Below are 25,843 nucleotides of genomic sequence, written 5' to 3' on the forward strand. Positions count from 1 at the left end.
TAGAGTAGCAACAGTAATTTGACTTTTGCCACCTATATTGCACCAATCAAAACGACTACCATCAACAACTTCGACACATTGAAACGGGTTAGAAATGGATATGAAAAAATTAGTCGTCATCACAGGGGCAAGTTCAGGATTTGGTTTAGCGTTAGCGAAACGCTTTGCAAACGCAGGTTACCCATTGCTATTGCTGGCACGGCGCTTAGACAAGATGACCGCACTTGAGTTGCCAAACACTCTATGTCGACAAGTTGACGTTACGGATAAACCTGCCTTTGCCACAGCAGTTGCTGAAGCGGAATCAGTTTATGGTCCAACAGATTTACTCATCAACAATGCAGGAGTCATGTTACTTGGCTCTATAGAAAATCAAGACCCACTCGAGTGGCAGAAGATGCTAGATGTAAATGTCATGGGCGTGCTCAATGGCATGCAGATCGTCATGAACTCAATGAAGCAACGTCAAACTGGCACCATCATCAACGTGTCCTCGATTGCTGGTAAGCAGCCTTTTGCCACACATGCGGCCTACTGTGCGAGTAAGTATGGCGTAACAGGGCTCACAGCTGTTGCTCGTGCTGAACTCTCGGCAAGCAATGTGCGGGTGCTTTCTATTTGTCCTGGTGCGGTTTCCACCGAGTTACTGGGACATACCAGTGATCCCGCAATAATTGAAGGGTATCAACAATGGAAGCAAAGTGTTGGAGCCATTCATATTACGGCAGATGATATTGCGCAGACCATTCAATTTTCTTATGAGTTACCACAAGCCGTTTCTCTACGGGAAATCATTATCACTGATACCAAGCAAGATGCGTAACCTTGCCGCAATGTTGGTTGTGTAATCAGTCAGCGCAGTGGGTGACTTTTCAAACCATACGTTGGCTGGCTTTTCAAACCATACGTTGGCTGGCTTTTCAAACCATACGTTGGCTGGCTTTTTATTGTCGACATAGATAAGGTGTGGCAATAACCGCATAGAGGAACTGAAAGCCATGCTCAATCAAGTCAATTTATCTGACCTAAGAGCCTTCGTATTGATTGCGCAGCTTGGCAGTTTTACTCAAGCAGCAGGCGTGCTCCAAGTATCACGTTCTCATGTCTCTCGACAATTAAGCGCCCTTGAAAAACAGCTCGGCGTGACACTGATTACGCGAACCACACGGCGATTAAATTTAACCGATACAGGCAAAACACTTTTTGCCCAATGCCAAACTGCATTCACCGATATTGAGCACGCACTATTGGCCGCTGTCGATGACAATGAACAGCTTCGTGGCAACATTCGCCTCAACTGTGTCGGTGGGTTTATTGGTGAGGAGATTGTCGCCGACATTGTGCATCAATTCATGGGGCACTATCCGCATGTATCGATTGCTTTGGATTTTAGTAGTCACCGAATTGATTTAATCGCCGATGAGTTTGATATCGCCTTTCGCATGGGAAAACTACAAGATGCTAGTTTTATTGGTCGGCATCTTTTAGATATAGAAATGGTGACCCTTGCCAGCCCCAAATACTTACAACAACACCCCCCAATTGAGCATCCTAAGCAACTGAGTCAACATCGCTGCTTAACCGGTTCAGTCACTCAATGGTGTTTTCATAACAATCACGATAAAAACCAAACGATTGAAATTCAAATTCAAGGCCGCCTACATTGTAAAAATGGTCGTGCGCTAATTAAGGGCGCACTTGCAAACAATGGCATCATTCGAGTTCCCAAAATATATTGCCAGCATGAAATAGAACAGGGATTACTGCAGCCTATACTTGAAAACTGGCATATCGCGCCAGTGCCTCTATTCGCGATTTATCAAAAAGACAAATACCAACCCCAGCGACTGAGAGATTTCATCGAATTTACGCTACAAGCCTTGAAAAGCACGGCGCTGCACAATGCGACCAATAAATCTTAGTGACCACTATCTCTTAATGGTCACTATCTCTTAATGATCACTATCTCTTAATGACCCCTTCGAAGCCGACGCCAACAAAAAGGCGCTAGATATCATAGTTCACCGATTGAATGGCTGACTTATTCTCTGCTGAAGCAGGCTTTTTATTCTGCAAGGCCCCAGGCTTGCCAAATAGATAGCCCTGTAAATAATCGCAACCCATTTTGGTCAATGCACGCGCTTGTTTTTGTGTTTCGACGCCTTCAGCGACAACGGTAATATCAAGCACTTTTGCCATACTGACAATCGCTTTAATAAAAGCTTTATCTTGCTTGTCGACTTCAATATCCCGCACAAACTCGCGATCAATTTTGAGAATATCGACGGGGTAGCGTTTTAAATAACTTAAACTTGAATAACCGGTACCAAAATCATCAATCGCGATTTGAATCCCAAGATCGCGAATTTTCCGCATCACTTTTAAACTTCGATCCGGATCGCTCATCAATGATGTTTCCGTGAGTTCAAAAATCAAACATTCAGAGTCTATCGACTCCGTTCTTAGTAGTCGTTTAACGTCTTTCAAAAAGCCTGGGGTTTCTAACTGAACCGCGCTAATATTCACTGAAATTTTTCGATAGCCAGCATTTTCTTGCTGTACAAAGACCTTGATGTCTTTGCAGACTTTAGCCAAAAGTTGCTGACCTAAGCGGTTAATCAGCCGCGTCTCTTCGGCCACGGGAATAAACACATCAGGCGGCACCGCATGACCATCTTTGTCATACCAACGACATAGGGCTTCGGCATAGACAACCTCTTGGGTTTCGGCATCAATAATGGGCTGATAAGCAATTGAGATTTGGTCGGTTTCAATCGCTTGCCTTAGATCCTGCTCGAGCTTCAATCGCTGGCTCGCCTCTTGTTCGAGATTGGTTGAGTAGAAACTAAATGTATTTCGTCCGAGTCCTTTCGCACGATACATCGCCGCATCAGCTCGACGCATTAAGGTATCGGCATCAGTGCCATCTTTAGGGCACATCGCAATCCCGATACTCGAAGTCACACTGTATTCAATTCGCTCATTCCAGATCGGTGCATTGATTTTATTCAATATTTGTTTGCAAACTCTTGTAATATCGTAAGAACTTTCCACTCCTTCAAGCAATACAATGAACTCATCTCCCCCCAACCGGCATACCGTATCGTTATCACGGGTTATCGATTGCAAACGTTCTGCAATCACCTTCAATAGCTTATCTCCCTCATTGTGTCCAAGGGTATCATTGATGGTTTTGAAGTTATCTAAATCCATAAATAGTAGGGCAAAACCATGATTTGTTCGTGCGTGGGAAGAACAAGCATGATTCAATCGGTCCGTTAGTAATAACCGATTCGGTAAGTCGGTGAGCACATCATGTTGCGCCAGGTAAGACATCCGCTCAGAAATGGCTCGAGTTTCTGTGATGTCTTGAAAGACAATGACTGTACCGCGCACGGCATTAAACTTATCGATGATTGGCGATACCAATTGCTGTACAACAAACTCATCTCCGGTCTTGCTCTTTAGTGTGGCCGTACTCGAGAATCGACTTTGCTCACCTGTCTGATTTTTTACCGCGGTAGGATTTGGTAATACCTCTTGGGTTTCCACATCACACAACATCACCACATCTTCAAACTTGCGCCCCAATGCTTCGTGCTGTTCAATGCCAATTAATTGCTCCGCGACTGGGTTTAAATAGCTAATTCGGCCGTCGGTATCGGTAGATACCATCCCATCGCCCATCGATTTTAGTGTGATTTCAATGAGCTCCTTGTCCCGCGAAAGCTCTTGGGTCAATTGCTTTTCCAAGGTGACATCCCCAAGCACTGCAAATGATCGGGTTACCCCAGAACTGGTATCTAAAATCGCAGACAGTTCAATATCCAGTATTTCGCCATTAGCCTTCACAAACTGGTACTCGACTTTATCGAGACGACCGGTTTTGAAAAAGGTCGGTAACACTTCATGAATCGCTCTGTGTTGGCTTTCCTTTGTGAGAAACACACTCGACTTTTGCCCGACGACGTCATCACGATGATATCCCAACAAATCAAGCCAAGTATCACTGACAGCGGTAATCACGCCTTCATCGTCAATAGAATGCATGGCAACTGGTGTTTTTTCATAAATCTGCGCTGCCCGACGACGAATACTCACGATTTCGGTTTTTGCGCGACGTGTAGCTGCCATCGAGACCGCCAATAACATCGGCGGTAAAAAGCTGAGCACAAGGGGGATATATGAATACACTTCTGGCATGTGCGGCTGGCGACTTGCATCAAAACCTTCTAAACCTAATGCAATCAAAGCAGACAGGGAAACGCTGATGCCAATGGCACTAATGGCCATGCCTTCAAAAGAAGTAAAAGCGACTAAGAGTAAAATCGCAGCGACATAAATATACGGAAAAGACAAATACTGCAGTGCTACAAATGAAACTATCAAGGCAATGCCAATTGACGCTAAGTTTCCAAGGTTGAGTGCTCTTTGAACCAACACGCGAGGACCGATAAGCGTATAGGCAAGTGCGATTGCGGTCATACTAATCCCGCCCGACAAATGACCAATGAACCCACTCGACCAAGCTTCAAATAGGGTATCTACTCCTTGCAGTGATACTACCGTTGCCCCCAGTGATGCACTGACACCTGGCGCAATCAAACAGGTGCAACTTAGAATGATCATAAAGTCTTTTGGGCTGTGCATTGCTCGGTCTAAAGCAGCATGCTGCCGGATCAGGTATGCACTCAAAAAGACTGCAAAAACATTAGCCACAGCTAACATAAAACTCATGAGTACATTTTGTGAAAAAGGCAGATCTGCGGCCAAACTTGCGAACAAAACCGCAAACAACGCTTTCGGCCAATGGAGCCTAGATTGGGTCAATAAATGCTGGCCAGCAAAATAAACACCCATCGCAGCATTCGCGTACCAAACGACCGCTAAACTATGCTCGCCTCTCGACAAGAGTAGTGCACATGTTGCCATGAGATAATAGGTGAGAAATATAATACTTGGCGCTTTCCAATCTTTTGGCATAAGTGTTATTTCGCGACGGTTATTTTAATTTTCACGCTCAAACCTAGGATGGTCGCAATTCGATATGAGCAGCACTTGGCCACATCAATAGGCACACGTCGAATAGGCATAGATAAAGGATGGGATGTAAACGGTTCGAATATTTGCGACTCATCTCGTCCACCTTAGATTGAACGAATAATATTTCCGTAGGATTGGCTCTGTTACTCCGTCAGGTGAGCCATGTAATGAGTGTAGCAAAACTAAATGAAATCAACGCAAAATCAGCGACTGAAGATGATAAGCCGAGAATGAGTCGCAACATAGAAGTAAAGCAAACAAGCGATTCACTGCGCGAAGACCGCCGTGGCCGGCAGACATGGCAAAGGGCTATTCAGCCCACCGTCAACAGTGAATCGATTACTCCCTCACGGCATCGCAGCGACCCAATTCTGGATCGCAATACAATCAAAACTCCTGATTGATTTTTCGCAAGCTTTCGGTCAGTACGGAGAGTTCATCTTGGTTCAGTGGCTGAGTAATATCTTGCGTCAGCTGCAAATGCATCTCATTATGCTGTTTATGTAATGCTTCCCCAGCAACGGTCAGCCCAACTAAAATTGAACGTCGATCATCATCGTGGGGGTGACGTTCAACAAGCTCAGACTTCACGAGTTTCTCAATCTGTACGGTTAAAGTCCCCGTGGTAATGCCAAGTCGTTCTGCAAGCTCTTTCATCCGCATTGGTCCAAAAGAACCTAAAACCTCGATGGTGTGAACTTGGGCCAATGTATAGCCAGTTTCTTTTACAACCGACTGCTCCCACGAAGAGAGCTTATCGTAAAATTCAATAATGAGGCTATTTAGGTTTTTCAGAGGATGCATAAATTTCTCAGCAATAGTTCACTTCAATCGTCAAGTGACTAAGTTTACCAAACTTTTGCAGTGCCTGTTTATAATCGTCAGCCTGATCCTTTGACGGCGTCACGACCACAATTGATGCCGCATAATGATCTGCACTAATTTTCCAAATATGTAGATCTGTTACCGTCGTTAAACCATCCTTCTCAATTTCAGCAACGACCTTCTCTTGATAGCCTTGGCTAATGCTAGCATCAAGTAATATAGGATTTGTTTGCTGCATCAGACCGTACGCCCATTTGGTAATCACGACTGCACCAACGATTCCCATCACTGGGTCAAGCCATGTCCAACCTACATATTTCCCAACTAATAATGCGGTAATGGCTAATAAAGACGTGAGTGCGTCCGCAAGCACATGTAGATAGGCAGCTTTCAAATTATGATCATGTCCATGGTGACCGTGCCCATGCTGATGTTCATGATGATGGCCGTGATGATGATCGCCATGCTCATGACCATGATCATCGTGTTCGTCACCATGATGATGGTGGTGATGCTCATGACCTAAAATAAACATGCTGGCGACATTCACGATAAGGCCGATAACCGCAACCATAATGGCTTGCGTGAATTGAATTTCCAACGGTGAAAATAACCGATGAACCGATTCCGCAACCATAATTAAAGCGACAATCCCCAGTCCAATGGCGCTTGTATATCCACCTAAGACCCCGACTTTGCCGGTACCATAAGAGAACTTCCCACTATGGAGGTGTTTGCGAGCATAGCGATAGGTAAACAGTGTGATACAAAAAGCGGCTGCGTGGGTGCCCATATGCCAGCCATCGGCTAACAGCGCCATTGAGCCATAAATCGTACCAGCAATCACCTCGACAGACATGGTGACCAAGGTGAGAAGAAGGACATACCAAGTACGGCGCTCATTTTTATCACTAACAGAAGAAAACTGGTGAGAATGGGTATATTTTTTAGTTAAATCCATCGTATTATTTTTGTTTGACCATCAAAGTATTGGCAATGTATTTACTTTGACACCCAAAGTAAATAGCCAGCAATTAGTTTGACCATCAAAATAATAAAGATGTGAGCTCAACGACACTCTACTTCTAAGCCTTCATCCAAGCTATAGCGTATGGGAAGCTCCTGTAACACTCCCACTTAAACACTGCACACTTAAGCTAAAAGCAAAAAAGCTTTCGCCATAAAACGAAAGCTTTCTACCAATAAAGTTCAATCTTTAATTCAATAGATACATGGAATTTGATGTGGAAATCATCATTTGAATTCCCTGCTCACCGTGGTTACGCACTTTCAATCCATGCTGTGCGGGCTTACCGATTAAAGCTGCACTTTTCCATATAGGAAATCCTTCATTAGACACCTTTCCTACGAAGTAAATATTATTATCATTCCAATAGGAATAATCATCTCCAATTTGGCCCGCGATAAATAAACTCTGCTTAGTCGAACTAGATACGTCAACGGCAACATCTAGCGCTTTGTAAGCCAGCTCATGCCTTGCTTGTTCAACCAAGTTGTTACTCTCTATTTCATAAATAACTATTTCATTCTTGGTACCACTCACACTCCAATGGCTCGATGAATTCAAGCAAAGCAGTTCTAACGCGTCATCAGTATCATAGTTGAACATCTCTAGTCGGAGGCAACTTTGCTCAAGCGAAGACTGCTCAAAAAAGGCGCCACCCAAAACAGTCATAAGCGAAAGCTTATCTCCATGTGCGACAATAGAAATAGAATGGTCTAAATACAATGATGTAAAATCTTGAGGATAATCATCAAACGTATACTTTGCAATTTCCAGTTCATTTTCAATATCAATGACCTTAAATTGTCGACCATCAATATAGTTTAAATCATCAAAACCATCTTGATTTAAATCGAATGCTTTAATCACTCCAATGTCTGAAGACGTCTGGGAAGACAATGACCAGTGTGTTGAATAATCGAATAACTGCATCACTGCTACCTCTCCATCATAATATGATGTTGCAGGTAAAAAAATGTCACCGAATCCATCGTTGTTAAAATCGGATGTAATAGCGTATCGACTTCCATCCCAATTTGTAGAAATCAGCTCACTAAAAGTCAAAGAACCCGTACTATCCATTTCTACAACTCTACTTCCACTGTCCATGCCTGCTTTAGTTTCAGGCACAAAGAAAATAGCACGCTCCTTTTCTTCGGTAATTTTCGACCATCCAGCAGTGCTATATGAAGTCGCTTGCACCGACGATTCATTATTTTTCACGATAACAACGCCCTCATCTACATCGGCTGTGACAAAATAGTCTTGTCCTGATGAAGTTAGCCCGCTTCCCCAATGAATCTCTAGTTGATCATCGTTATCTGAATCGCCTATGGCCAGAGATGCTGAACCATGACCTTGCATCCCAACTTCCCATTGGGAAACTAATTGTCCATTTTCTAAATCATAAGCATTAATATCACCCCACTGGCAATCACCAGCTACTAGCTCATCCTGTGGATCACTATCTATATTTCCGCTCACTAGAGTACATATTTCTTGATTTTCTATCGTTGCAAGTGTGGACTTGCTCTGCGCAGAAAAGATACTAATATCGCCCCATGAACCTGCACCAGCAATCTCAGAAATCCCATCACCATTGTAATCACCAGTGGTAACAAAGCGTCGGCCAAACTCGGTACCACTCAACCATTGATTTGTCCATGTTTCTGAGTCATATACAAGCCCACTATTACTAATAAGTTCAAGGTTTGAGTCATTATCCACGTTCGCAAAAATAATTTGTTTAGCCCCAAGCATGTCTATCACAAATTCAACTGTATCCGGGGTATCAAATTGAACAACTTTGACCTGACCGTCATCACTATATTCGTATTCGCTATTTGAATATAAATATGCAATCTCAGGTCGACCATCATGATCGACATCAGCAATAGCAATGCTTCGTATATATTTTTCAGTAGAAAATAGTTTTGTTGCATTTTGAGTCAACTCATGAATAACACTAATCCCGTGTTCAGTAGCAATGAAGATTTCTTGTTTGCCATCATTATTACTATCATAGGATGCAATCTGTATAATATTTCCATCAGTAGGAAGCGAATATGGATACATCCATTTTTGTTGTAACGTGCCATCAACTTCTGACAGTATGAACAAGGCTTTATAATTATCCGTTGTTAATATTTCACTTGTACCATTCTGGTCAAAATCAGACACCAGAATTGAATGTTCTAAACGAGGAGCTAATAGCCCGGATCTTACGATTGGAAGCTCCTTATCTGAGGTTACCTCAACCTCAATGGTTCTGGTTTCAGCAATTTCCCCAGTAAGGTTAGGCAGACCTACGGTAAAGGTAAAAAACTGCGTAGAAAACACCAGATCAGAAGGCACATCCCAGCTCACCTCACCATTTTGATCCATACTGGCTCCCCTTGGGCCAGAAATAAGAACACCGAACTGGTCTTCTTCTTTCATATCTGGATCGGTCAGCCTAACCGAAAAATTAATACGAGTTCCTGCTTGAATCTGTTCTGGAATATTTGAAACGATAAGTTCTGATGGCGAGTCAGACAGGGTAATTGATTTAGTTTCGCTTTCAATTGAGTTCGTTTGATCGGCGACAACCATACTTACTGAAACAACATCACCATAAACTGCAAGATAGGCTGGAAACAGAGAACTATGCTCTCCTTCAACCAACACCCCATTTATATACCAGCGATAGCTAACGACTAGATCTTCTGTTGCCGTGTCTTCATCTCTATAATAGCCCGCGTAAACCTCGATTGGCGTTCTCGTATCCGCATATGAATTTAAAAAATACGGAGCGTTAACGACTGGTGGTAATGACATATCAGTTAAGGCAACTAAGGTCTTATCAAGCACACTGCCATTAATAAGCTCTTCTATATTCCCAAAATAAGTCCCGACATCATAAGAGTTATCCCCGTCCGTATCTTCTAGATACTTAATTAGGTTGTCCCCAAAATCAAATTGAACTCTTCTGTCACCAGTAAACGTAATTTTACCTTGACTAAAACTAGGCGCTTCGTAGTAATAACTTCTTCCAATATCTGTGGTCGTTATATTGACGCGTCCTTTATCGCTAGTAAGCAATGAACCAGTCACTTCAGATTTAAAGTAGGGAACACCATTTGTGGTTTCAGTGCTGGTTGTATCAACGACATATTGTTGGATATTACCAATTGAATACAGAAGCTTCTGCTTTACAATAATTTTCGAACCGCTATCGCTAATCCCAGTGTTCATGACACCAGTTAATGATTGCTGACCTTTATCTGTAGTCCAGTTTAAATTGTCAAAATAAAACTCTACAACCTCATCATTTTGACTATATTCAACGATAGAGAAAGCTGCATTTCCAGAGACTGCCGAATCGGCAGAATAATTAAGACAATTGACATAAGAAGCAGCGACGGTACCAGTATAATTTTCTTCAAACTGCCCTTTAAAAGTTACTGAACCTGAAACATCACAGTTCACTTTTTTATCAATTTTTAGATTACTACTTAGATTTTCTGAAAAATGATTTAGCGCTAAATCAGGGAGCCCCCCTAATCCATCATCAAATAGCAACTGAAATAGTTTTTGGGACTCTGCTATATTCAGAGGCATCAACTCTCTTTTTCCAATATAGCGCTCTTCAACAAGCGCATCAGCGGCATTCGCTAACTTCACTGGCCCATAGTTATTGGCCTGGCGAATGATTTCCGAACTCGAATTATTCGAAGGTCCAGGGTTTGATGATCCCGAATCAGATGAACCACCACATGCAGTCAGGCATCCTAAAAAAAATACTGTCGAATAAAACCGAAACGCTGGTAACATGAGTCATCCTTAAACTAAAACGTCCTGAACAAAAGTTTCTCGCTAGTGAATATACTTTTGTGGATTCAGTAGAAAATTAATTGAAGAAAGGACTTTAACATGTTTAAAAAAATATTCATCTTAAGCTCAACCTTGTTACACATTATTCGTGCTATAGATCAATGATTCATATTTTTGGGTAACAGAAGGTGAGTTCTCTCCTTCTACTTGCTAAATAAAAAGCCCCCATAAGGAGGCTTTGAGAGATCTGATAGAAACATTCACAGCTAAATAACTTGAATAACGTCTTCCGCTGCCAGACGAGATTTAGGGAGACCATGGTTATAGTCTTCACCTTCTAAGTGATAGCCAACCGCTAAAGCGACTTCACAGACAAAACCACCCAGTTCATCTTCAAATAGTTCACCAATCAGCTCAGCATCGACACCTTCCATCGGTGTTGAATCTACTTTTAAACGCGCAAGTGTATGCAATGCATTTCCCAACGCTAAATACAACTGCGCTTTGGTCCAATTGCCATTGAAACCGTCGGCGCCAGTATTGGCCTCGGCAAAACTAAATCCGCCATGAAGCATATTATCAAACATTTCTGCGGGTAAATGACCTGAGGTGACCTCAACATCAACCACTTTTTTATACTGGTCTTTAGTGAACCTAGGGTTATATGCAAATAAAATTGTGTGGGATGCCTCTTTTGCATGAGGCTGATTAAACTGATGCTTGTTTGCAAATGTATCGTGAAAGCGCTGTTTTGCTGCATCACTTTCAATCACGATAAACTTCCATGGTTGGGAATTGATCGATGAAGCAGACAAACGTAACGCTTCTTTGATGACTTGCATATCATCGGAAGAAATGCGCTTGCTCGCATCGTATTTTTTTGCGGTATAGCGGTATTTTAAGTCTTCAATAATAGGATGCGTCATTTGCTTTTCCTCTCGGCTCAACAGCCCAAGTCATGTCAGTTATTACAACAATTTTTCTGCCAGTAGAAATAGCTTCTATCTCACTAGCTTTGATTGTTGGCAAGGTTAATGGAATCAAACGAGGACAGAAAGAACCTTTAAATCCAATATTAGTGGAATTAAATGTCCACAATAATAATCGCAGGTCTATGCGTGAAAGGTCGTTTATGGGTCGTTTCTCAAGGTTCGAAATGTACGAGAAAAGGGGCGGGATTTGTCCTCGCCTGAAGCGGTTTGTGATTAAACTAGGCCACACCATGACAAATGCATTGCAATGACAGTAGACTTTCCTCGCGAGTACTGGCTTGAAAACTAAGCATCTTTAGAACTTATCACTAGATATACAGTCAAAAACGAGTATGCTAAACAGCGCTTGCTCGACCTCAACTTGTACTTATACTTATACTTAGAAAATTGCTTGAAAAATAGGACGTCACAAAAGGAATTGACTCAATGAGATACCTTGTTTCGATATTCACGGGATTATTGCTATCTGGCTGTACTATCAATACAAATTTCGGTTCATATGTCGCAACCAAAGCAAATACGGAAGCGAGAGGTAACCTGGTTCAAGTTTATTCACAAGACGAAATCATGCGGATGCAAACCACCTATTTAGGTTTAGTTGAAACCGAATATTGCCAGGAGAGTCGAACCGGACGGCTGCCACCCAATACTGACTTAAATCGAATTTTAAGAGCAAAGGTTCAAAAACTTGGGGGTAACGGCATTGTTTATAAAGGTTGCCAAAACGCCACAATGTTTGGCCGCTGCTTTGCAAGCGTGCAATGCGAGGCAAATGCGTATTCAGTGGATTTTAATTGATTGAAAAGTCAAACGAGGCGCTCTCAGCAGCAAGACAATGCTTGCCATACTTCATGGCAATGATGTGAACGAGTATGCTTAACTAACATGGGCAGTTTCCATTGAAGCCTGCACCTTGACTAGAAAAGTCATACAATCAATGCCATATTCGGGCTAACGACTGAACTTGAGAATATGGCCTTTAAAGTCTTGCTCTAAATAATCGGTATGTTCAGGCTTTACATGGCTAGCGCTAAAGCCAAACGCCACCAGTTTCTTGCTTAGCTTACTTTTCCGGCCTCGACCGGGGTCAACCAATACAATTTCGCAATCCGGCTTGGCGTGACTTTCAATAAAATTCGCTAGCAGACCAATATGTTCATCTTCATATAACAAATCGCTGCCAATAATAATATCAAACATGCCTAACGAATCATCTTCGTCAGCCCAGTCCACTCGCTCGTAACTAATCGGTGGGTCTTGATTCAACTGAGTGTTTCGCGCAAGAAAATTTTCTACTTCTGGATGGTAATCCGTCGCGGTGATATCGGCTTGCTGTTTGTTTAATAGAAGACTTGAAAGCGCCATTCCACAGCCAATTTCAAGAATTCTCTTGCTCTTCGTATTGTACTGAGACATATAGTGAGCCAGCACCATACTCGAAGGCCAGATCACCCCAAATATTGGCCAGGTCGCAGACGAAATACCCAACTTTTCGGCAATGCCCTTTGGGTCATAAAACTCTTGGCGATCTCGCAGAGTACAAAGATGAATGTCGGTGGTACCAAACTCAACAGTTTGGTACTTCAATCGTAGATCGGTCATAGTTGGCTGCCTTCATAAATGGGCGCTAAGCCAACTATCTAGGATAAGTGACGAAACGAATGTTTCATCTAGAGTATAGGTTTTAAGCAGAATGGCAAACTAATTCCATTCATCTCAAAAGGATAATGCGTACCACTTTTGTTTCAACTATCGAACAATCAACAACCCTAATAATGCGCTTATGTTGATCTTTGGATCGGAAAAGTCGCCAGTAATTCCATCGCTTGCTCATTACAATAAGCCAGTGCATCCTTTAAATCCTGCTTCGTAAGGCCCAATTTTTTCAATACGGCAGGGTCAATTATCTGCTGTTTCGCATAGATGCTAGGATCTGCATTCATCACGGCTAACCGAGATGCGATATAGAGTATACTGCTATCCTCAGCCAGTTGTATCACGTCTTTTCGATTAAACTCAGTAATCGGACGTACAATCGCATCAGGCAAACTCCACAGCTTTAACAGCTCTGCACCACAATCTGAAAACCTGAATCCAAACACATTTTGCTGCCTTTCCCAAGGCGTTTCTTCGCGGTCATAGCTCTCGCAATATTTTACTTTTTGCGGCTCACTATGAACCATCGCCAACATGCCAAGGTTATGGAACAAACCTGAAAGGAAAATACTGTCGGCATATGGGCTCTGTTTCGCTTTCGCGAGATGCTGACAAATGAGCGCACAATCAACACTTATCTCCCAGAAACGGTCCATATCTGCTACGTCAGGGTTAACCCCTGCGAACGCCGCAGTTACCCCATAAGCGCTTACCAGTTGCTTCACCTCTTTTAAACCAAGCAATACTAAAGCACGAGCAAGATTATCGACCTGCCGTGGCATATTAAACATCGCACTATTCGCCAGTTTTAATAAGCTGGCGGCGATTGCGGGTTCATATGCAATCGCATCTGACAATTGCTCCATACTGCAATCATCACGAGATAGCATTTCATTTAACTGAATGTATACATCAGATAAGACACATAATTCCTGTGCTTGCTGGGCGTAATCAACGGCTGACTTTGACATGTGATGTTGCTCTTTGAAATCGAATAAACCTAATCATAATAAAACCCAATTCATTCTCAAAACGCAAATGTGCAACAAGAGAAAAAGGCCTCACTGGGTTCTAAAAACGCGTTATAAAGGGGTAAAATCCACGAATGATTCTCTGCCTGTTATAAGCACTTTGAGAATATAAAAGCACGGTTCCACAAACCGTGGCAACGTGCTAATGCAAATACAGCCCCGCGACTAATGCGCCCCTTGCACACCGTTTTGCACAATCTCTTTGCCATTTTCAAATACTTCTTGAGTAATCCAACGCCCCAACAACAATTTGTGATTCTCTCCAAACACGGCCACAAAATGACGGCCGTCTTTATTACTCGTCGCCATCCCAATACCAACCACACCCTCTAGGCCCAAACCGCCCGACTCTATCGAAAGCACAAATGTTTTTAACTCTTCCAAGGTTTCAATTACGGCTAACTCATTATTCATTTTAATTGTCCCATATAAACATTTTTGTCGTGATACCACGTAATGTCGCTACTTTACCTAGGCAAGTTGAAGATTGAAACCTTCACGCGTAGCAAGCCGAGTCATACTCCCCCTCAAAAATTCGACCACTACTGCCACACACTGTTTTCTCACCTTGCTATAACCCAGCGCGACCATGCAGCTAGAGATAGCTCACAGCACTGAAAATTAGTGTTTTTTGTACCTAAAAGGTCGTACCAACTAGGGTGTTTTACTGCTGTATAAAGGGGATTGACGGAATAAGTCAGTCAGTTCTTGAAAAGAAAGGCCTAGCACTTCATGCTTACAGCACATCGATAAAACCAGTATCGAATATCTCGAGCTGAAAACCGTTAACGTGTAGCAAAGAATATTCTATCGACCGGAGAAAATATGGATAAGCAAGTCAGTTCCCGTGGTACTAAAGAAAAAGCACTTCGCCTTAATTTAGACGATAAAAAGTACGGAACGATTGTTGAAATTGGTGCGGGTCAAGAAGTCGCTCGTAACTTTTTTGTTGCTGGCGCAGCTGCCGGCACAATTGCGAAAACCATGTCTGCTTACGATATGAAGTTCTCTGATGCCATTTATGGTGTCCAAGAAGATCGCCGTTATGTCAGTAAATCTCGTGTACTGGCTATGATGGAAACCGAATTTGATCTGGTTCTTGATCGTGTTGGTGACATCCGTTCGCGCTCGTCACGATATTTTACCTATGCGACAACCGTGGCAGCCAAAAGCTTTAATCGCAAAAACGAATGCCATGCTTGGTGTGGGGTGCGAATTCAAATGTATCCTGGTGCGGCCCCTTCAAATATTGTGGTGCATGTGCGCATGCTCGATGACAACGCAGAAGCACAACAGCAGGCTTTAGGTGTTCTTGGTGTAAACCTGATTTACGCCGCCTACTATTATTTTGAAGACCCGAAAATGATTATCGATTCATTAACCGATAATTTAAAAGCTAACCGTCTGGAAATCGATAGCATTGACTTCCAAGGTCCCTACTTTGAAGAAGTTGATAATCAAGCCAAGAATATCCATTTGATCCGCAGCTGGAAAACTCGCGCCATTATGTTTAAAGCAGACGGCAGTGTCGCCGTTCCAGCAGAGCTTCTTTATAAAAAAAATGTCTTAGCGATTCGGGGTTCATTTAAACCCGTCACCAAACTCAATATCGATATGATGGAGCAAGGCCTAAAAGCTTTCTCCGAGCTGGATGGTGTCACGCAAGACAATACCGTGATGATTGCAGAAATCTCACTCAACGATTTGTACGGTAAAGACGCTAATATCGCCGAAAAGGACATCATGGAACGGGTTAAGTTGCTGAATGTCATGGGTTACAATGTGATGATTTCAGACTATACCCGTTACTTTTCACTGCGTGCCTATTTCCGTCAATATACCCAACTGCAAATCGGTATCGTCGTGGGCATGATTAATATCAAACAAATCTTTGATGAAGAGTTCTATCGTGGCTTGGAAGGTGGAATTTTGGAAGGGTTTGGTAAGTTGTTCCCTGATAATACCAAATTATTTGTTTACCCAGAGCTCAATGAAAAAGGCGAACTTCATGACCTCTCTACCGTTAGCGTTCCCAATAACTTACGCTATTTGTTCCGCCATTTAATCGACAATGACTTTATTGCCAGTATCGAATCAAGCAATGAAGATCTATTTAGTATTTACTCTCGTGAAATTCTGCAGCAGATCCTCCGTGGTCAAGGTGAATGGCTCAATGCCGTGCCTGAAGAAGTTGGCCAAGCCATAATCACCAATAAGCTTTTTGGATATCGAGACTAGCAATACAAGATCCTGCCGGCTCTGCTTCAAGCCGGACAAGCGCTGCGATGAAAAGGTGAACAACCTCTCTGTTCGCCTTTTTACCGCATTGTTAGTGCACACGTGAAAATATTTAGCCGATTATCAATTATTATTTGAAACTCTATCAAATCACCCCCTGTTCATTCACATAGTATTGATGACTTAACATACTGACCCCAAAGTTATTCATTCAAATTCTGACTATGAAATCAATCATCCAAAGCACGGCTTTTTTATTGGTTCTTGCATCGAGTAGTGGTTGCAGCACACTTGCATACCTGCAAACATCGGACGCAAACAACATATCCCACGTACCACCAACAGCAGCTCAAACTAGCCAGCTTAACCGAGTTTTAAAACCTTCACAGGTCGAATGGCAACATCTCAACCCAGCCCGAGGTGATAAAGCACCGCAAGCCGGCACCTTGTGGGGAAACCGCAATGGCACAGAAGCGACAGGCTTCTTACTCAAGCCCAAAGATGGCTTCCAGTCTCCGCCACATATTCACAACGTCTCCTATCGGGGCATCGTAATCCAAGGGCAGATCCATAACGATGATCCCAATGCTGCGGAAATGTGGATGCCAAGCGGATCCTACTGGACTCAGCCTAAAGGCCATGTCCATATCACTGCAGCCAAAGGGCAAGACGCTTTGGCGTATATCGAAATCGACTCAGGCCCCTATTTAGTCAAGCCGACAGCACAAGCTTTTGATAGCGGTGAACGCGCGGTAAATATAGCACCATCAAATATTGTGTGGATCTCCGCTAATGAGCTCAATTGGGTTACTGCGACAGATGATACACAGAGTGCAGAGTTAGCCTTACTCTGGGGCGAGCGCAACTCAACATTGCCGAGGGGAACGCTGATAAAGCTGCCTGCGGGCTTTCAAGGGAAAATTGAATACCTAGGCCAACAGCTCCATGCGGTCATTATCGAAGGCGAAATCGAGCACCAATCGGCGCTGCACCATGTCACCCATTTACCAGCAGGTGGATATTTCGGTGCCCAAGATCGCTCGCCACAATTTGTTAAAAATCTAGGCAACAAACCGGCGCTGCTTTATCTACGCACTCATGGTGCATTTAAGCTTTCAGAAATGTAGCGAAGAAACGCCAATCGATTTGGCTAGGGCAATCGGTGATCTCTCAGGGGCAATAGCCCCTGTTTTTCATAAGGTATGACGCAATCGTTCACACTGTTATCGAGCTAACGCTTTGCAGTCAATCCACCCCTTGGCGACGAGCTGTTGCAATATTATTGCCGTTCTTTCGCGAAATAGATCTCGCAGCAATCGAACTGTAGGTGTAATGGATTGCCGACTAGGACAAATCAGCCACAACTCCGTTGGTGTCGGTTGGTACTCCTGCATCAAGGGCACCACATGACCCGCAAGTAAATCTTGCGACATATCCAAACAAGATTTAATCGCGACCCCCTTCCCCGCAACACACCAACGACGGACTAAATCGCCATCATTGGTCACCCGAGTTGGACTGAGCTTCACTTTCAAGTTCTGCTCACCTCTTTGGAATTGCCACTCATTCTGCAACATCTCATGTAACTGATAACACAGTCCCGCGTGAGTTTTTAACTGCTCAGGTTGTTCAGGCGCACCGTAATGCTTGATATAACTGGGACTTGCGCATACTAAACGCGGCACATTACAAATTTTAAACCCCGACATACTCGAGTCTGACGGCGCTCCATAACGCAACGCCATATCAACTTTATCTCGATAGAAATCAATATTGCTGTCACTAATATTGCTTCGTAAAGCCACATTCGGGTGACTCTCCAAAAACTCATCGAGCCAAGGTGTAACGAGATTGCGGCCTAAATCAGATGACATCGCAATACGCACTTCACCATCAATAATGCCTTGCTCTTGACGCATATTTTGCTTGGCCTGTTCTAACATCATTAGAGCTTGCTGGCATTCGGGAATATAGCGCTCCCCCGCACTAGATAATCGAAGCTGCCGAGTCGTTCTAACAAACAGTTCCGCACCAAGTGCCGCCTCCACCCGTTTAACTGCTGCACTCGCAGTTGCAGTGCGCATATCTAAATTGGTCGCGGCCCCAGTAATACTGCCAAACTCAGCAACTTTCAGAATCACTTGTAGATCTTCAAGTAACATATTATCTATCCAAATTTGATAATGTTGAGCTTATTGTATTGCTTATTACCGAATAAAAATACGCACTTAAGCTAAAAATCTTTATCTGCGCAAGCCCACCTTCAAGTGACATCACTATTTTAACCGAGCTTAGTTGCACATTGCTCGACGCCAAAAAAACGCGATATTTCGCGCCTTAGATAAACTGAACTATAATATCGTGAAATAACAATGAAAAAAGTGAAGTAAAGATGACGCACGTAGCTGGTTACACGGGATTTCTACCTGAAAATAAGCTTTTACTGAATGCCGTCAAAGAGGGAATTTATGGGTTTGATTTAGATGGAAACGCCGTCTTCATTAATCCAGCTGCGGAGCAAATGACGGGTTGGCAAACGCAAGATCTACTTGGTAAGAACATTCATGATTGCCACCATCATAGCCACGCAGACGGCAGCCCCTATCATCAACATGACTGCCCAATTTACAGCACCCTCAAAGATGGTATTGCCAGAGAAATCGATCACGAAGTATTTTGGCGTAAAGATGGTAGTTCATTTCCGGTTCACTACACCTCTACACCTGTCTATAAATCAGGGCAACTTATTGGAGTAGTTGCTATATTTCGCGATATCAGTATGCAAAAACACACGGAGCAATCTCTCCGAGAAGCTCTCGCCCAAGTACAAGCACTCTCTGAACAGCTCACAAGCGAAAATCATTATCTACAGGCAGAGCTCGCCGATAAATCGGGCAGTGTGGGGATTGCGGGTAGCAGCCTGGCTATCGGACAAATGATCCAGCAAATCAAATTGGTCGCCAATACCAATAGTACTGTACTGATTTGTGGCGAAAACGGTACAGGTAAGGAGCTTGTAGCCCGAAATCTACATCAATTGAGCGACCGCAAATCCAAACCTTTGGTGAGTGTCAACTGTGCTGCATTCTCATCAACCTTGCTGGAAAGCGAATTATTTGGTCACGAAAAAGGAGCGTTTACCGGCGCCACTTCGCGCCGTAAAGGCCGCTTTGAGCTCGCCCACCAAGGCACTTTATTTTTAGATGAGGTGGCAGAGCTCTCCCTAGAAGCACAATCAAAATTGCTTCGTGTGATTCAAGAACAAGAGTTTGAGCGCGTCGGCAGCAGTGAAACGATTCAGGTCGATATTCGATTGATCGCTGCTAGCCATTATGATTTGTTAAAGCGTGTAGAGCAGGGCTTGTTCCGAATGGATTTGTATTACCGACTCAATGTATTCCCCATTCATGTGCCGCCACTAAGGGATCGGCTAGAAGACATTCCCGAATTGGCGACACATATACTCAGCCATTTAAACCATAAACTGGGTAAAAAGATCGAAGCGATTAGCAAGCAAGGGCTTAAAAAACTCGCAGGTTATCAATGGCCAGGAAATGTTCGAGAGCTACAAAACGTTTTAGAGCGAGAAGCGATTCTAAGTCAAGGCAACATCCTCCAATGCCAACACCTCGCCATCACGGCGAGCGATCCCCAAAAGGTCGACAAAGCATCTCCCATCACGCTCGCTGAAGCAGAAACGCAACACATTCGACAAACATTGAACCACTGCAACTGGCGTATTTCGGGTCCCAACGGTGCAGCCACTCTACTTGCACTTCCCGCGAGCACCTTACGCTCAAAAATGAAGAAGCTGGGTATTATCAAATCCCCTTAAATGTTGTTTAAATCGCGATATATCGCCAAACCACGATATATCGCGTCACATTGAAATCACAGCAAACAAAATGCACTTAAAAAACAATAGGATGAGCCAAATAAATTATGGCTCAAATACTGCTATGTCTGATTCCATTTGTTTTTTGCCTAGAAAGCTTTTATCGCGGGTGCAGCGCCCTTCTCATGAGCGGCGATTCACGCGAAGCGTTCTAGGCACTGCCTGCACTCAGAATTTGCAGGCACAACCAGCAGAAAGTGCAGAGCCCAATGTCAAACAAAACCGTATTTGTACCATCTCATCAAGACGCTTATCCAACAAGCGAACTTGCAGGCTCAAAAGAGCGAGAAGCCCAGTCTATACCTCAGCTTCACCCCATAATCGCAAAGCAGGCACCGAATCAGCGGATCCCAGTCCAGCTTGTCGATGAACCTTCGCAACACAAGCTCCATATTCGTACACAAAAAGGGCCATTACAGCGACTTAGGACCAGTATCAACGCCTTCATGATTGCCCTATTTGCGCTTGTTCCTTTTATTCAATATAACGGCCGGCAAGCCATTCTGTTTGATTTTGCTGAGCAGCAGTTTTTCATTTTCGGAACCACCCTTTGGCCACAAGACTTCACCTTGTTGGCATGGGTATTTATTACTGCGGCCTTCATATTGTTTTTTGTGACTGTGTTTTGGGGACGCGTGTGGTGCGGATACTTATGCCCACAAACCAGCTGGAGTTTCATTTTTATCTGGTTTGAGACCCAAATCGAAGGAAATAAAAACAAACGGCATGCCCTCGACAAAGCGCCATGGACACTAAAGAAACTGAGTAAACGTTTCCTCAAGCATTTGTGCTGGGCATTGCTCGCCATTACAACCGGTTGCGCGTTTGTTTCGTATTTTGTACCGGCAAGAGAGTTATACCTTTCAGTATGGAGTTTAAATGCCAGCATTTGGGTCACATTCTGGGTGGCTTTCTTTGCTGCATGCACCTATTTAAATGCTGGCTGGATGAGAGAAATAATGTGCCTGCACTGTTGCCCCTATGCTCGTTTTCAATCAGTTATGTTTGACGCAAACACGAAAACGGTTACCTATGATTCGGCTCGCGGTGAATTAAGGGGACCACGTAAACGCAAACAAGACACAGATCTAGGAGATTGTGTGGATTGCAATTTGTGCGTGGATGTTTGCCCAACTGGTATCGATATACGTCATGGCTTGCAATATGAATGCATTAGCTGTGGTGCATGTATCGATGCATGCAACCAGACCATGGATAAATTTGGTTATGCGCCAGGATTAATACGATATACCAGTGAAAACGCGCGACAAAGCCAAGCGAAATCAATATGGGATTCTGGTCGATTTGCCGCTTATGGTTGCGCGATTATTATTATGCTCATCATTATGAGTATCGATATTCTCAATCGAGAGGATATTCAGCTCAATGTACTCAGAGACCGCCAAGAACTTTATCGAGACTCAGATATTCAAGGCCATTATGAAAACACTTACCTGCTAAAAATTCGCAACAAGACTCAGCAAGCAACACGATATCGGGTCACGATTGAAAGCCCCAGCTACCTGTACCTACCTCGTAAAGCTGAGATATCAATTGCGGCAGGAGAGCAAATTCACTACCCAATCACGGTACTCGGAAACAAAAGTAAAATCGAGCAACGGCAAATCTCGATTCGCTTTCTGGTCACTGACCTTAACAATCCAGGCCAACGGGTTTCTCAACAAAGTAACTTCTTCAGCGCGACCACAATGCGCTAGAAAGTTAAGAGGTAAAATCAATGTAGCCCCATATAAAGATGAGCCCGAGAAGAACATGATCATCGCGTATTGTGGCACCAGTTAATGGCGTCGCTAACGCGATATCATGCGATATTTTTAACCTTGCCCCTTAAACGAAAGGACTCCCTTCGCCAATACGTTATCAGCAGCGGTTTATACATGAGAAAAATTGCGCAACCAACCATGGTTTCCAGCGCTAGATATGACACAATAAAGAGATAGCACTGAAATCGAATCATTTTCGCAGCTTGTTCAGGCGGTATTCATGAGATTTTTGATAATAATTCAGTGTTTTTTTATTTAGTGCATCAATGGAGTAGCTATGCAAATTCTTAAAAGTTCTTCTGTGGTAAAAGCCATTATTGGTTGTTCATTTATCGCAATGGCAGGATGCCAAACCACAAACCCCTATACCAATGAGTCTGAAAACTCTAAAGCAACCAATGGTGCAATTATTGGTGCCATTGCGGGTGCAGCAATTGGCGCAGCTTCCTCTAGCAAAAGTGATCGGGGTAAGGGCGTACTCATCGGCGCAACATCTGGCGCAGCAATAGGCGGCGGGATCGGTTATTACATGGATACGCAAGAGGCGGAGTTACGCAAGCAGCTGCGTTCAACGGGAGTGAGTGTCACCCGAGATGGCGATAACATTATCTTAAACATGCCCAACGAAGTGACTTTTGCTGTCGACCAATCTAGCCTTAGCCCAAGCGCTAAGAATGTCCTCAATAGTGTGGCTTTAGTTGCCAAAGAGTACGATAAAACCTTGTTGAATGTACTCGGCCATACCGACAGTTCAGGAAGCGAATCCTACAATCTAAACCTTTCAAAGAACCGGGCTTATGAAGTCAGTAACTACTTGATTGCTCAACAGGTGGCGGCAAATCGAGTCAGTGCTCAAGGGTTAGGTGAAAGTCGTCCAATTGCGAGCAATGCGACCAAAGCGGGCAAAGCGCAAAACCGCCGTGTTGAGATTGTCTTAAGTCCATTACCACAAGGTTAGCGCATCTCGCCCCACCTTATTTTTACCTTTAACCCTAAAAAAAGCTGCCCATTGGCAGCTTTTTTAGTACATGTCCTATTCCTACCAAGCATCAGCTCGATCTCGAGCAATTCTCGCCTCTGCCAGCGTGCATTGCGTCAACTCGATTAATTCTGCAAGGGTAACGTTGGGGTTCTCGGCGATCAAGCGGGCCAGCTTTTGCTCAAGGGTTTCCAACTTGTCTGGATGCGCGAGCAGTGCAGCTTCTACTTTTTGGATTAAAAAACGAAACCTATCATCTGCAAGGTATTGTAGCTGCTCTTTATAGGATTGAATCGCAATGGCATCGCCACTTAACCGCCAATGCCGAGAACGACGAACACGGCTAAGAAGACAGTCGTATTCAACTGCAATTCCTTTTGCCTGTTTTACCTTTTCTCCGCCAATTCGATGAATGAGAGAAGGCAAAGGGATCTCAATATACTGCTTGCTAGCCATGAAGAGTATCGGACATGCCAAATAGGTTGAATAGACTGATTATGACTGAATAGTTTTAAGGCACCAACCGCAATACCGGTTGGCGCATGCTTGACACCAATAAAGACAATTGCCCAATGAATACGGCAATGTCTTGACGGTGCAACAAGCTGTCCAGGAAGTCGAATCGTTAAGCGAACAACCTAGCGATAAAACGCTTCAACTTTACCTTTTTTAGTCAGCAATAATGGCTGACCACGGCGATCAAGGGCTTTCGTTGAAGGAATTTTCACCCAACCTTCACTAATACAGTATTCTTCAACATCATTTCGCTCTTTACCATCGACGAGAATACCAATTTCATATTCAAAAATTTCGGCCACGTGGTAACGGCTACGAGGATCAACAGAAAGACGATCGGGTAAGTCTGGTTTGGTTTTATTGTCGGTCATAATTAGGTCTGCCATAAATGAATCGTGCGCCATTGTAGGGAATCCCTGCGCCATGCTCAAGAAGGACGGCAAAGACAGAGGTGAAATGCAGATGATGGCAGTAAAAGAAAACCCTCACGGTGAAGTGAGGGGCGGGGGCATTCGCCTAAGCGCTTGCCATATCAATAGGTTTTATTCGTCCCAATTAGCCACGAATACCGTCAATATCATACCAAGGTGTTGGGTTAATCGGGCAACGGAAGCGAACCCCTTCTTCGGTTACTTCTACGACATCAGTTCGTTTGGTTTGACCCACCTCTAGCGGAAACATATCCAATTGCGCCTTAGTCGTGAAATTTTGCAGCTGGAACCCGACCAACTTATTGGTCTTGTTCTCAATAATAAACTGGTATTTCCCGGGTTTGAGTCCTGCAAGCGTATCACGCGCCGTAAAATGACCGCCGTGTTGCTCAAGGTAAATCTCAACCACACCATCTTGGTTTTTAGTTGGCGTTGCCGCAGTGGATACAACACTAAACACCATTGCAGACAGCGCGAATACACTCAGTAATAATTTTTTCATAACCATATCCTTTTATAATGAAACATCAATTCGACGTGGAAATGATATAAATTCCGCCAATCCCCCACTATGCCTTGGCATCTAAGCTTTATGTCAGTGCGTCTACTTTGCAACTTATCTCGGCAAGCTATTGTTATCTAGACCCAATTCGATACACTTCAAAACTACCTTTACTGATTGTTCAGGCTTCAAATGGCAACCTCAACCTTGCTTTTAAATAAACTACTGAACCAATTCCATCTTCATGCCACGATTTTTCATCGTTCCCAGGTCTGTGACGCTTGGGGAACTGACACTTCAGGAACAGGCTTAGCAAGTTTTCATTTAATTAGCTCAGGCAAGGCCTATTTGCACTCAGAGCAACACCAAGGCACACCGATCAACGCAGGGGATATGGTGATTTTTCCCCACGACGCTTCCCATATTCTTAGCTTTAGCCAAGAACTGGCCATTGCAAAACAAAATACCGCGCTCGTTGCGTACCCAATGGGCTCATTGGAAGTGACACAGAGTACGGGCTTACTCTGTGGCTACTTCGACTTCGATGAAGACAAATCACAACCCATGATTCAGCAGTTGCCCGACACGATCATTATTCGTGCTAAAGAGCAACAAGGTGCCATAGCGGGGTTAATCCAAGGACTTATCGATGAGACACAAGTGGGATTTGAAGGTTCTGAAGCCATTATTAGTCGGCTCAGCGAAGTTTTTTTTCTAACGCTTCTGCGTCACTTTGCCAAGCAACCGCAGCAGGACTTTAGCTTTTTTAGTGCGCTAAACGATCCCAAAATGGCGAAAGTGTTGCTCGCGATTCACCAAGATATAGCGCGACCGTGGTCTGTTGCCACCATGGCAGAAATCGGCGGTTATTCTCGTGCAAGTTTCGCCAGCCATTTTAAGAAGTATTTCGCGACCTCGCCCATCGAATACTTAACACAACAGCGGCTGAACCTAGCTTATAAACAACTCAAACAAGGGGACTCTGTACTCAAAGCTGCTTTGGCTTGCGGCTATCAAAGTGACATCAGTTTTGCTAAAGCATATAAACGCCACTTTGGTTTCGGCCCTGGTGCAACGCGAGCCACTTAGACCTTCCCCTTTCGTGCCCTCTATT

General features: G+C 43.7%; 22 protein-coding genes. 10 read left to right on the forward strand and 12 right to left on the reverse strand.

Annotated features, from left to right (window positions below; translation table 11 throughout):
• The first annotated feature begins 100 nt into the window (after positions 1-100).
• Positions 101-823 carry an SDR family oxidoreductase gene (locus tag IEY18_RS03135; RefSeq protein ID WP_188917676.1) on the forward strand — a complete coding sequence of 241 codons (723 nt, stop codon included), beginning with the start codon at positions 101-103 and terminating at the stop codon, positions 821-823.
• A gap of 175 nt (positions 824-998) precedes the next feature.
• On the forward strand, positions 999-1,922 hold the full coding sequence (locus IEY18_RS03140) for a LysR family transcriptional regulator (protein ID WP_188917678.1): 924 nt from the start codon (positions 999-1,001) through the stop codon (positions 1,920-1,922).
• Between the two features lie 85 nt (positions 1,923-2,007).
• Here the strand turns inward: IEY18_RS03140 and IEY18_RS03145 are convergent, their stop codons facing one another.
• Entirely contained in the window at positions 2,008-4,983 is a 2,976-nt protein-coding gene (locus IEY18_RS03145) for a bifunctional diguanylate cyclase/phosphodiesterase (protein WP_188917679.1), read from the reverse strand.
• Positions 4,984-5,210: 227 nt separating this feature from the next.
• On the opposite strand from IEY18_RS03145, the gene IEY18_RS03150 reads away from it, so the two are divergent.
• On the forward strand, positions 5,211-5,447 hold the full coding sequence (locus tag IEY18_RS03150) for a hypothetical protein (protein WP_188917682.1): 237 nt from the start codon (positions 5,211-5,213) through the stop codon (positions 5,445-5,447).
• On the opposite strand, the gene IEY18_RS03155 is transcribed toward IEY18_RS03150, so the two are convergent.
• The 4 genes from IEY18_RS03155 to IEY18_RS03170 all read right to left on the reverse strand — a co-directional run bounded on the left by IEY18_RS03155 (position 5,431) and on the right by IEY18_RS03170 (position 11,631).
• Positions 5,431-5,847 carry a MarR family winged helix-turn-helix transcriptional regulator gene (locus IEY18_RS03155; protein ID WP_188917684.1) on the reverse strand — a complete coding sequence of 139 codons (417 nt, stop codon included), beginning with the start codon at positions 5,845-5,847 and terminating at the stop codon, positions 5,431-5,433. The two genes, IEY18_RS03150 and IEY18_RS03155, sit on opposite strands and share 17 nt — an antisense overlap.
• Positions 5,848-5,854: 7 nt before the next feature.
• Positions 5,855-6,829 (reverse strand): CDF family Co(II)/Ni(II) efflux transporter DmeF, encoded by a 975-nt coding sequence (gene dmeF, locus IEY18_RS03160; protein WP_188917686.1) that lies wholly within the window; start codon positions 6,827-6,829, stop codon positions 5,855-5,857.
• A 255-nt stretch (positions 6,830-7,084) separates the two neighbouring features.
• Positions 7,085-10,705, reverse strand: a complete 3,621-nt coding sequence (locus IEY18_RS03165; RefSeq protein ID WP_188917688.1) for an FG-GAP repeat domain-containing protein — start codon at positions 10,703-10,705, stop codon at positions 7,085-7,087.
• Between the two features lie 266 nt (positions 10,706-10,971).
• On the reverse strand, positions 10,972-11,631 hold the full coding sequence (locus IEY18_RS03170) for a nitroreductase family protein (protein ID WP_188917690.1): 660 nt from the start codon (positions 11,629-11,631) through the stop codon (positions 10,972-10,974).
• 492 nt (positions 11,632-12,123) lie between these two features.
• Between IEY18_RS03170 and IEY18_RS03175 the strand changes: the two genes are divergently transcribed.
• Positions 12,124-12,495 carry a hypothetical protein gene (locus IEY18_RS03175; protein WP_188917692.1) on the forward strand — a complete coding sequence of 124 codons (372 nt, stop codon included), beginning with the start codon at positions 12,124-12,126 and terminating at the stop codon, positions 12,493-12,495.
• Positions 12,496-12,648: 153 nt separating this feature from the next.
• Here IEY18_RS03175 and IEY18_RS03180 read toward each other — a convergent pair whose 3' ends face one another.
• The 3 genes from IEY18_RS03180 to IEY18_RS03190 all read right to left on the reverse strand — a co-directional run bounded on the left by IEY18_RS03180 (position 12,649) and on the right by IEY18_RS03190 (position 14,798).
• The gene (locus IEY18_RS03180; RefSeq protein ID WP_188917694.1) at positions 12,649-13,299 is read right to left on the reverse strand and encodes a class I SAM-dependent methyltransferase; all 651 of its coding nucleotides are present in this window, start codon (positions 13,297-13,299) and stop codon (positions 12,649-12,651) included.
• Between the two features lie 179 nt (positions 13,300-13,478).
• A complete protein-coding gene (locus tag IEY18_RS03185; protein ID WP_188917696.1) occupies positions 13,479-14,324 on the reverse strand; it encodes an HDOD domain-containing protein in 846 nt (281 codons plus the stop codon).
• 225 nt (positions 14,325-14,549) lie between these two features.
• Positions 14,550-14,798, reverse strand: coding sequence for a hypothetical protein (locus tag IEY18_RS03190; protein ID WP_188917698.1), 249 nt, complete (start codon positions 14,796-14,798; stop codon positions 14,550-14,552).
• 411 nt (positions 14,799-15,209) lie between these two features.
• Between IEY18_RS03190 and IEY18_RS03195 the strand changes: the two genes are divergently transcribed.
• Both IEY18_RS03195 and IEY18_RS03200 read left to right on the forward strand, forming a co-directional pair.
• Positions 15,210-16,622: a TonB-dependent receptor gene (locus tag IEY18_RS03195; protein ID WP_188917700.1), complete on the forward strand. Its 1,413-nt coding sequence runs from the start codon at positions 15,210-15,212 to the stop codon at positions 16,620-16,622.
• 224 nt (positions 16,623-16,846) lie between these two features.
• Positions 16,847-17,749, forward strand: coding sequence for a DUF4437 domain-containing protein (locus IEY18_RS03200; protein WP_188917703.1), 903 nt, complete (start codon positions 16,847-16,849; stop codon positions 17,747-17,749).
• 96 nt (positions 17,750-17,845) lie between these two features.
• Here the strand turns inward: IEY18_RS03200 and IEY18_RS03205 are convergent, their stop codons facing one another.
• Positions 17,846-18,784, reverse strand: a complete 939-nt coding sequence (locus IEY18_RS03205; RefSeq protein WP_188917706.1) for a LysR family transcriptional regulator — start codon at positions 18,782-18,784, stop codon at positions 17,846-17,848.
• 230 nt (positions 18,785-19,014) lie between these two features.
• Between IEY18_RS03205 and IEY18_RS03210 the strand changes: the two genes are divergently transcribed.
• The 3 genes from IEY18_RS03210 (at position 19,015) to IEY18_RS03220 (ending at position 23,259) form a co-directional block, all read left to right on the forward strand.
• On the forward strand, positions 19,015-20,457 hold the full coding sequence (locus tag IEY18_RS03210) for a sigma-54 interaction domain-containing protein (protein ID WP_188917707.1): 1,443 nt from the start codon (positions 19,015-19,017) through the stop codon (positions 20,455-20,457).
• 269 nt (positions 20,458-20,726) lie between these two features.
• Positions 20,727-22,235 carry a cytochrome c oxidase accessory protein CcoG gene (gene ccoG, locus IEY18_RS03215; RefSeq protein ID WP_188917709.1) on the forward strand — a complete coding sequence of 503 codons (1,509 nt, stop codon included), beginning with the start codon at positions 20,727-20,729 and terminating at the stop codon, positions 22,233-22,235.
• 343 nt (positions 22,236-22,578) lie between these two features.
• Positions 22,579-23,259 carry a YiaD family glycine zipper/OmpA-like lipoprotein gene (locus IEY18_RS03220; RefSeq protein ID WP_188917712.1) on the forward strand — a complete coding sequence of 227 codons (681 nt, stop codon included), beginning with the start codon at positions 22,579-22,581 and terminating at the stop codon, positions 23,257-23,259.
• 81 nt (positions 23,260-23,340) lie between these two features.
• Here the strand turns inward: IEY18_RS03220 and IEY18_RS03225 are convergent, their stop codons facing one another.
• The 3 genes from IEY18_RS03225 to IEY18_RS03235 all read right to left on the reverse strand — a co-directional run bounded on the left by IEY18_RS03225 (position 23,341) and on the right by IEY18_RS03235 (position 24,729).
• Positions 23,341-23,736: a ribosome recycling factor family protein gene (locus tag IEY18_RS03225; protein ID WP_188917714.1), complete on the reverse strand. Its 396-nt coding sequence runs from the start codon at positions 23,734-23,736 to the stop codon at positions 23,341-23,343.
• A 182-nt stretch (positions 23,737-23,918) separates the two neighbouring features.
• A complete protein-coding gene (locus tag IEY18_RS03230; protein ID WP_188917913.1) occupies positions 23,919-24,167 on the reverse strand; it encodes a DUF3297 family protein in 249 nt (82 codons plus the stop codon).
• Between the two features lie 184 nt (positions 24,168-24,351).
• The gene (locus tag IEY18_RS03235; protein ID WP_188917716.1) at positions 24,352-24,729 is read right to left on the reverse strand and encodes a hypothetical protein; all 378 of its coding nucleotides are present in this window, start codon (positions 24,727-24,729) and stop codon (positions 24,352-24,354) included.
• A 192-nt stretch (positions 24,730-24,921) separates the two neighbouring features.
• Between IEY18_RS03235 and IEY18_RS03240 the strand changes: the two genes are divergently transcribed.
• Positions 24,922-25,818, forward strand: a complete 897-nt coding sequence (locus IEY18_RS03240; RefSeq protein ID WP_188917718.1) for an AraC family transcriptional regulator — start codon at positions 24,922-24,924, stop codon at positions 25,816-25,818.
• Positions 25,819-25,843 lie beyond the last annotated feature (25 nt).

Origin of the sequence: Shewanella gelidii, from assembly GCF_014647855.1 — a bacterium.
GTDB classification, from domain to species: domain Bacteria; phylum Pseudomonadota; class Gammaproteobacteria; order Enterobacterales; family Shewanellaceae; genus Shewanella; species Shewanella gelidii.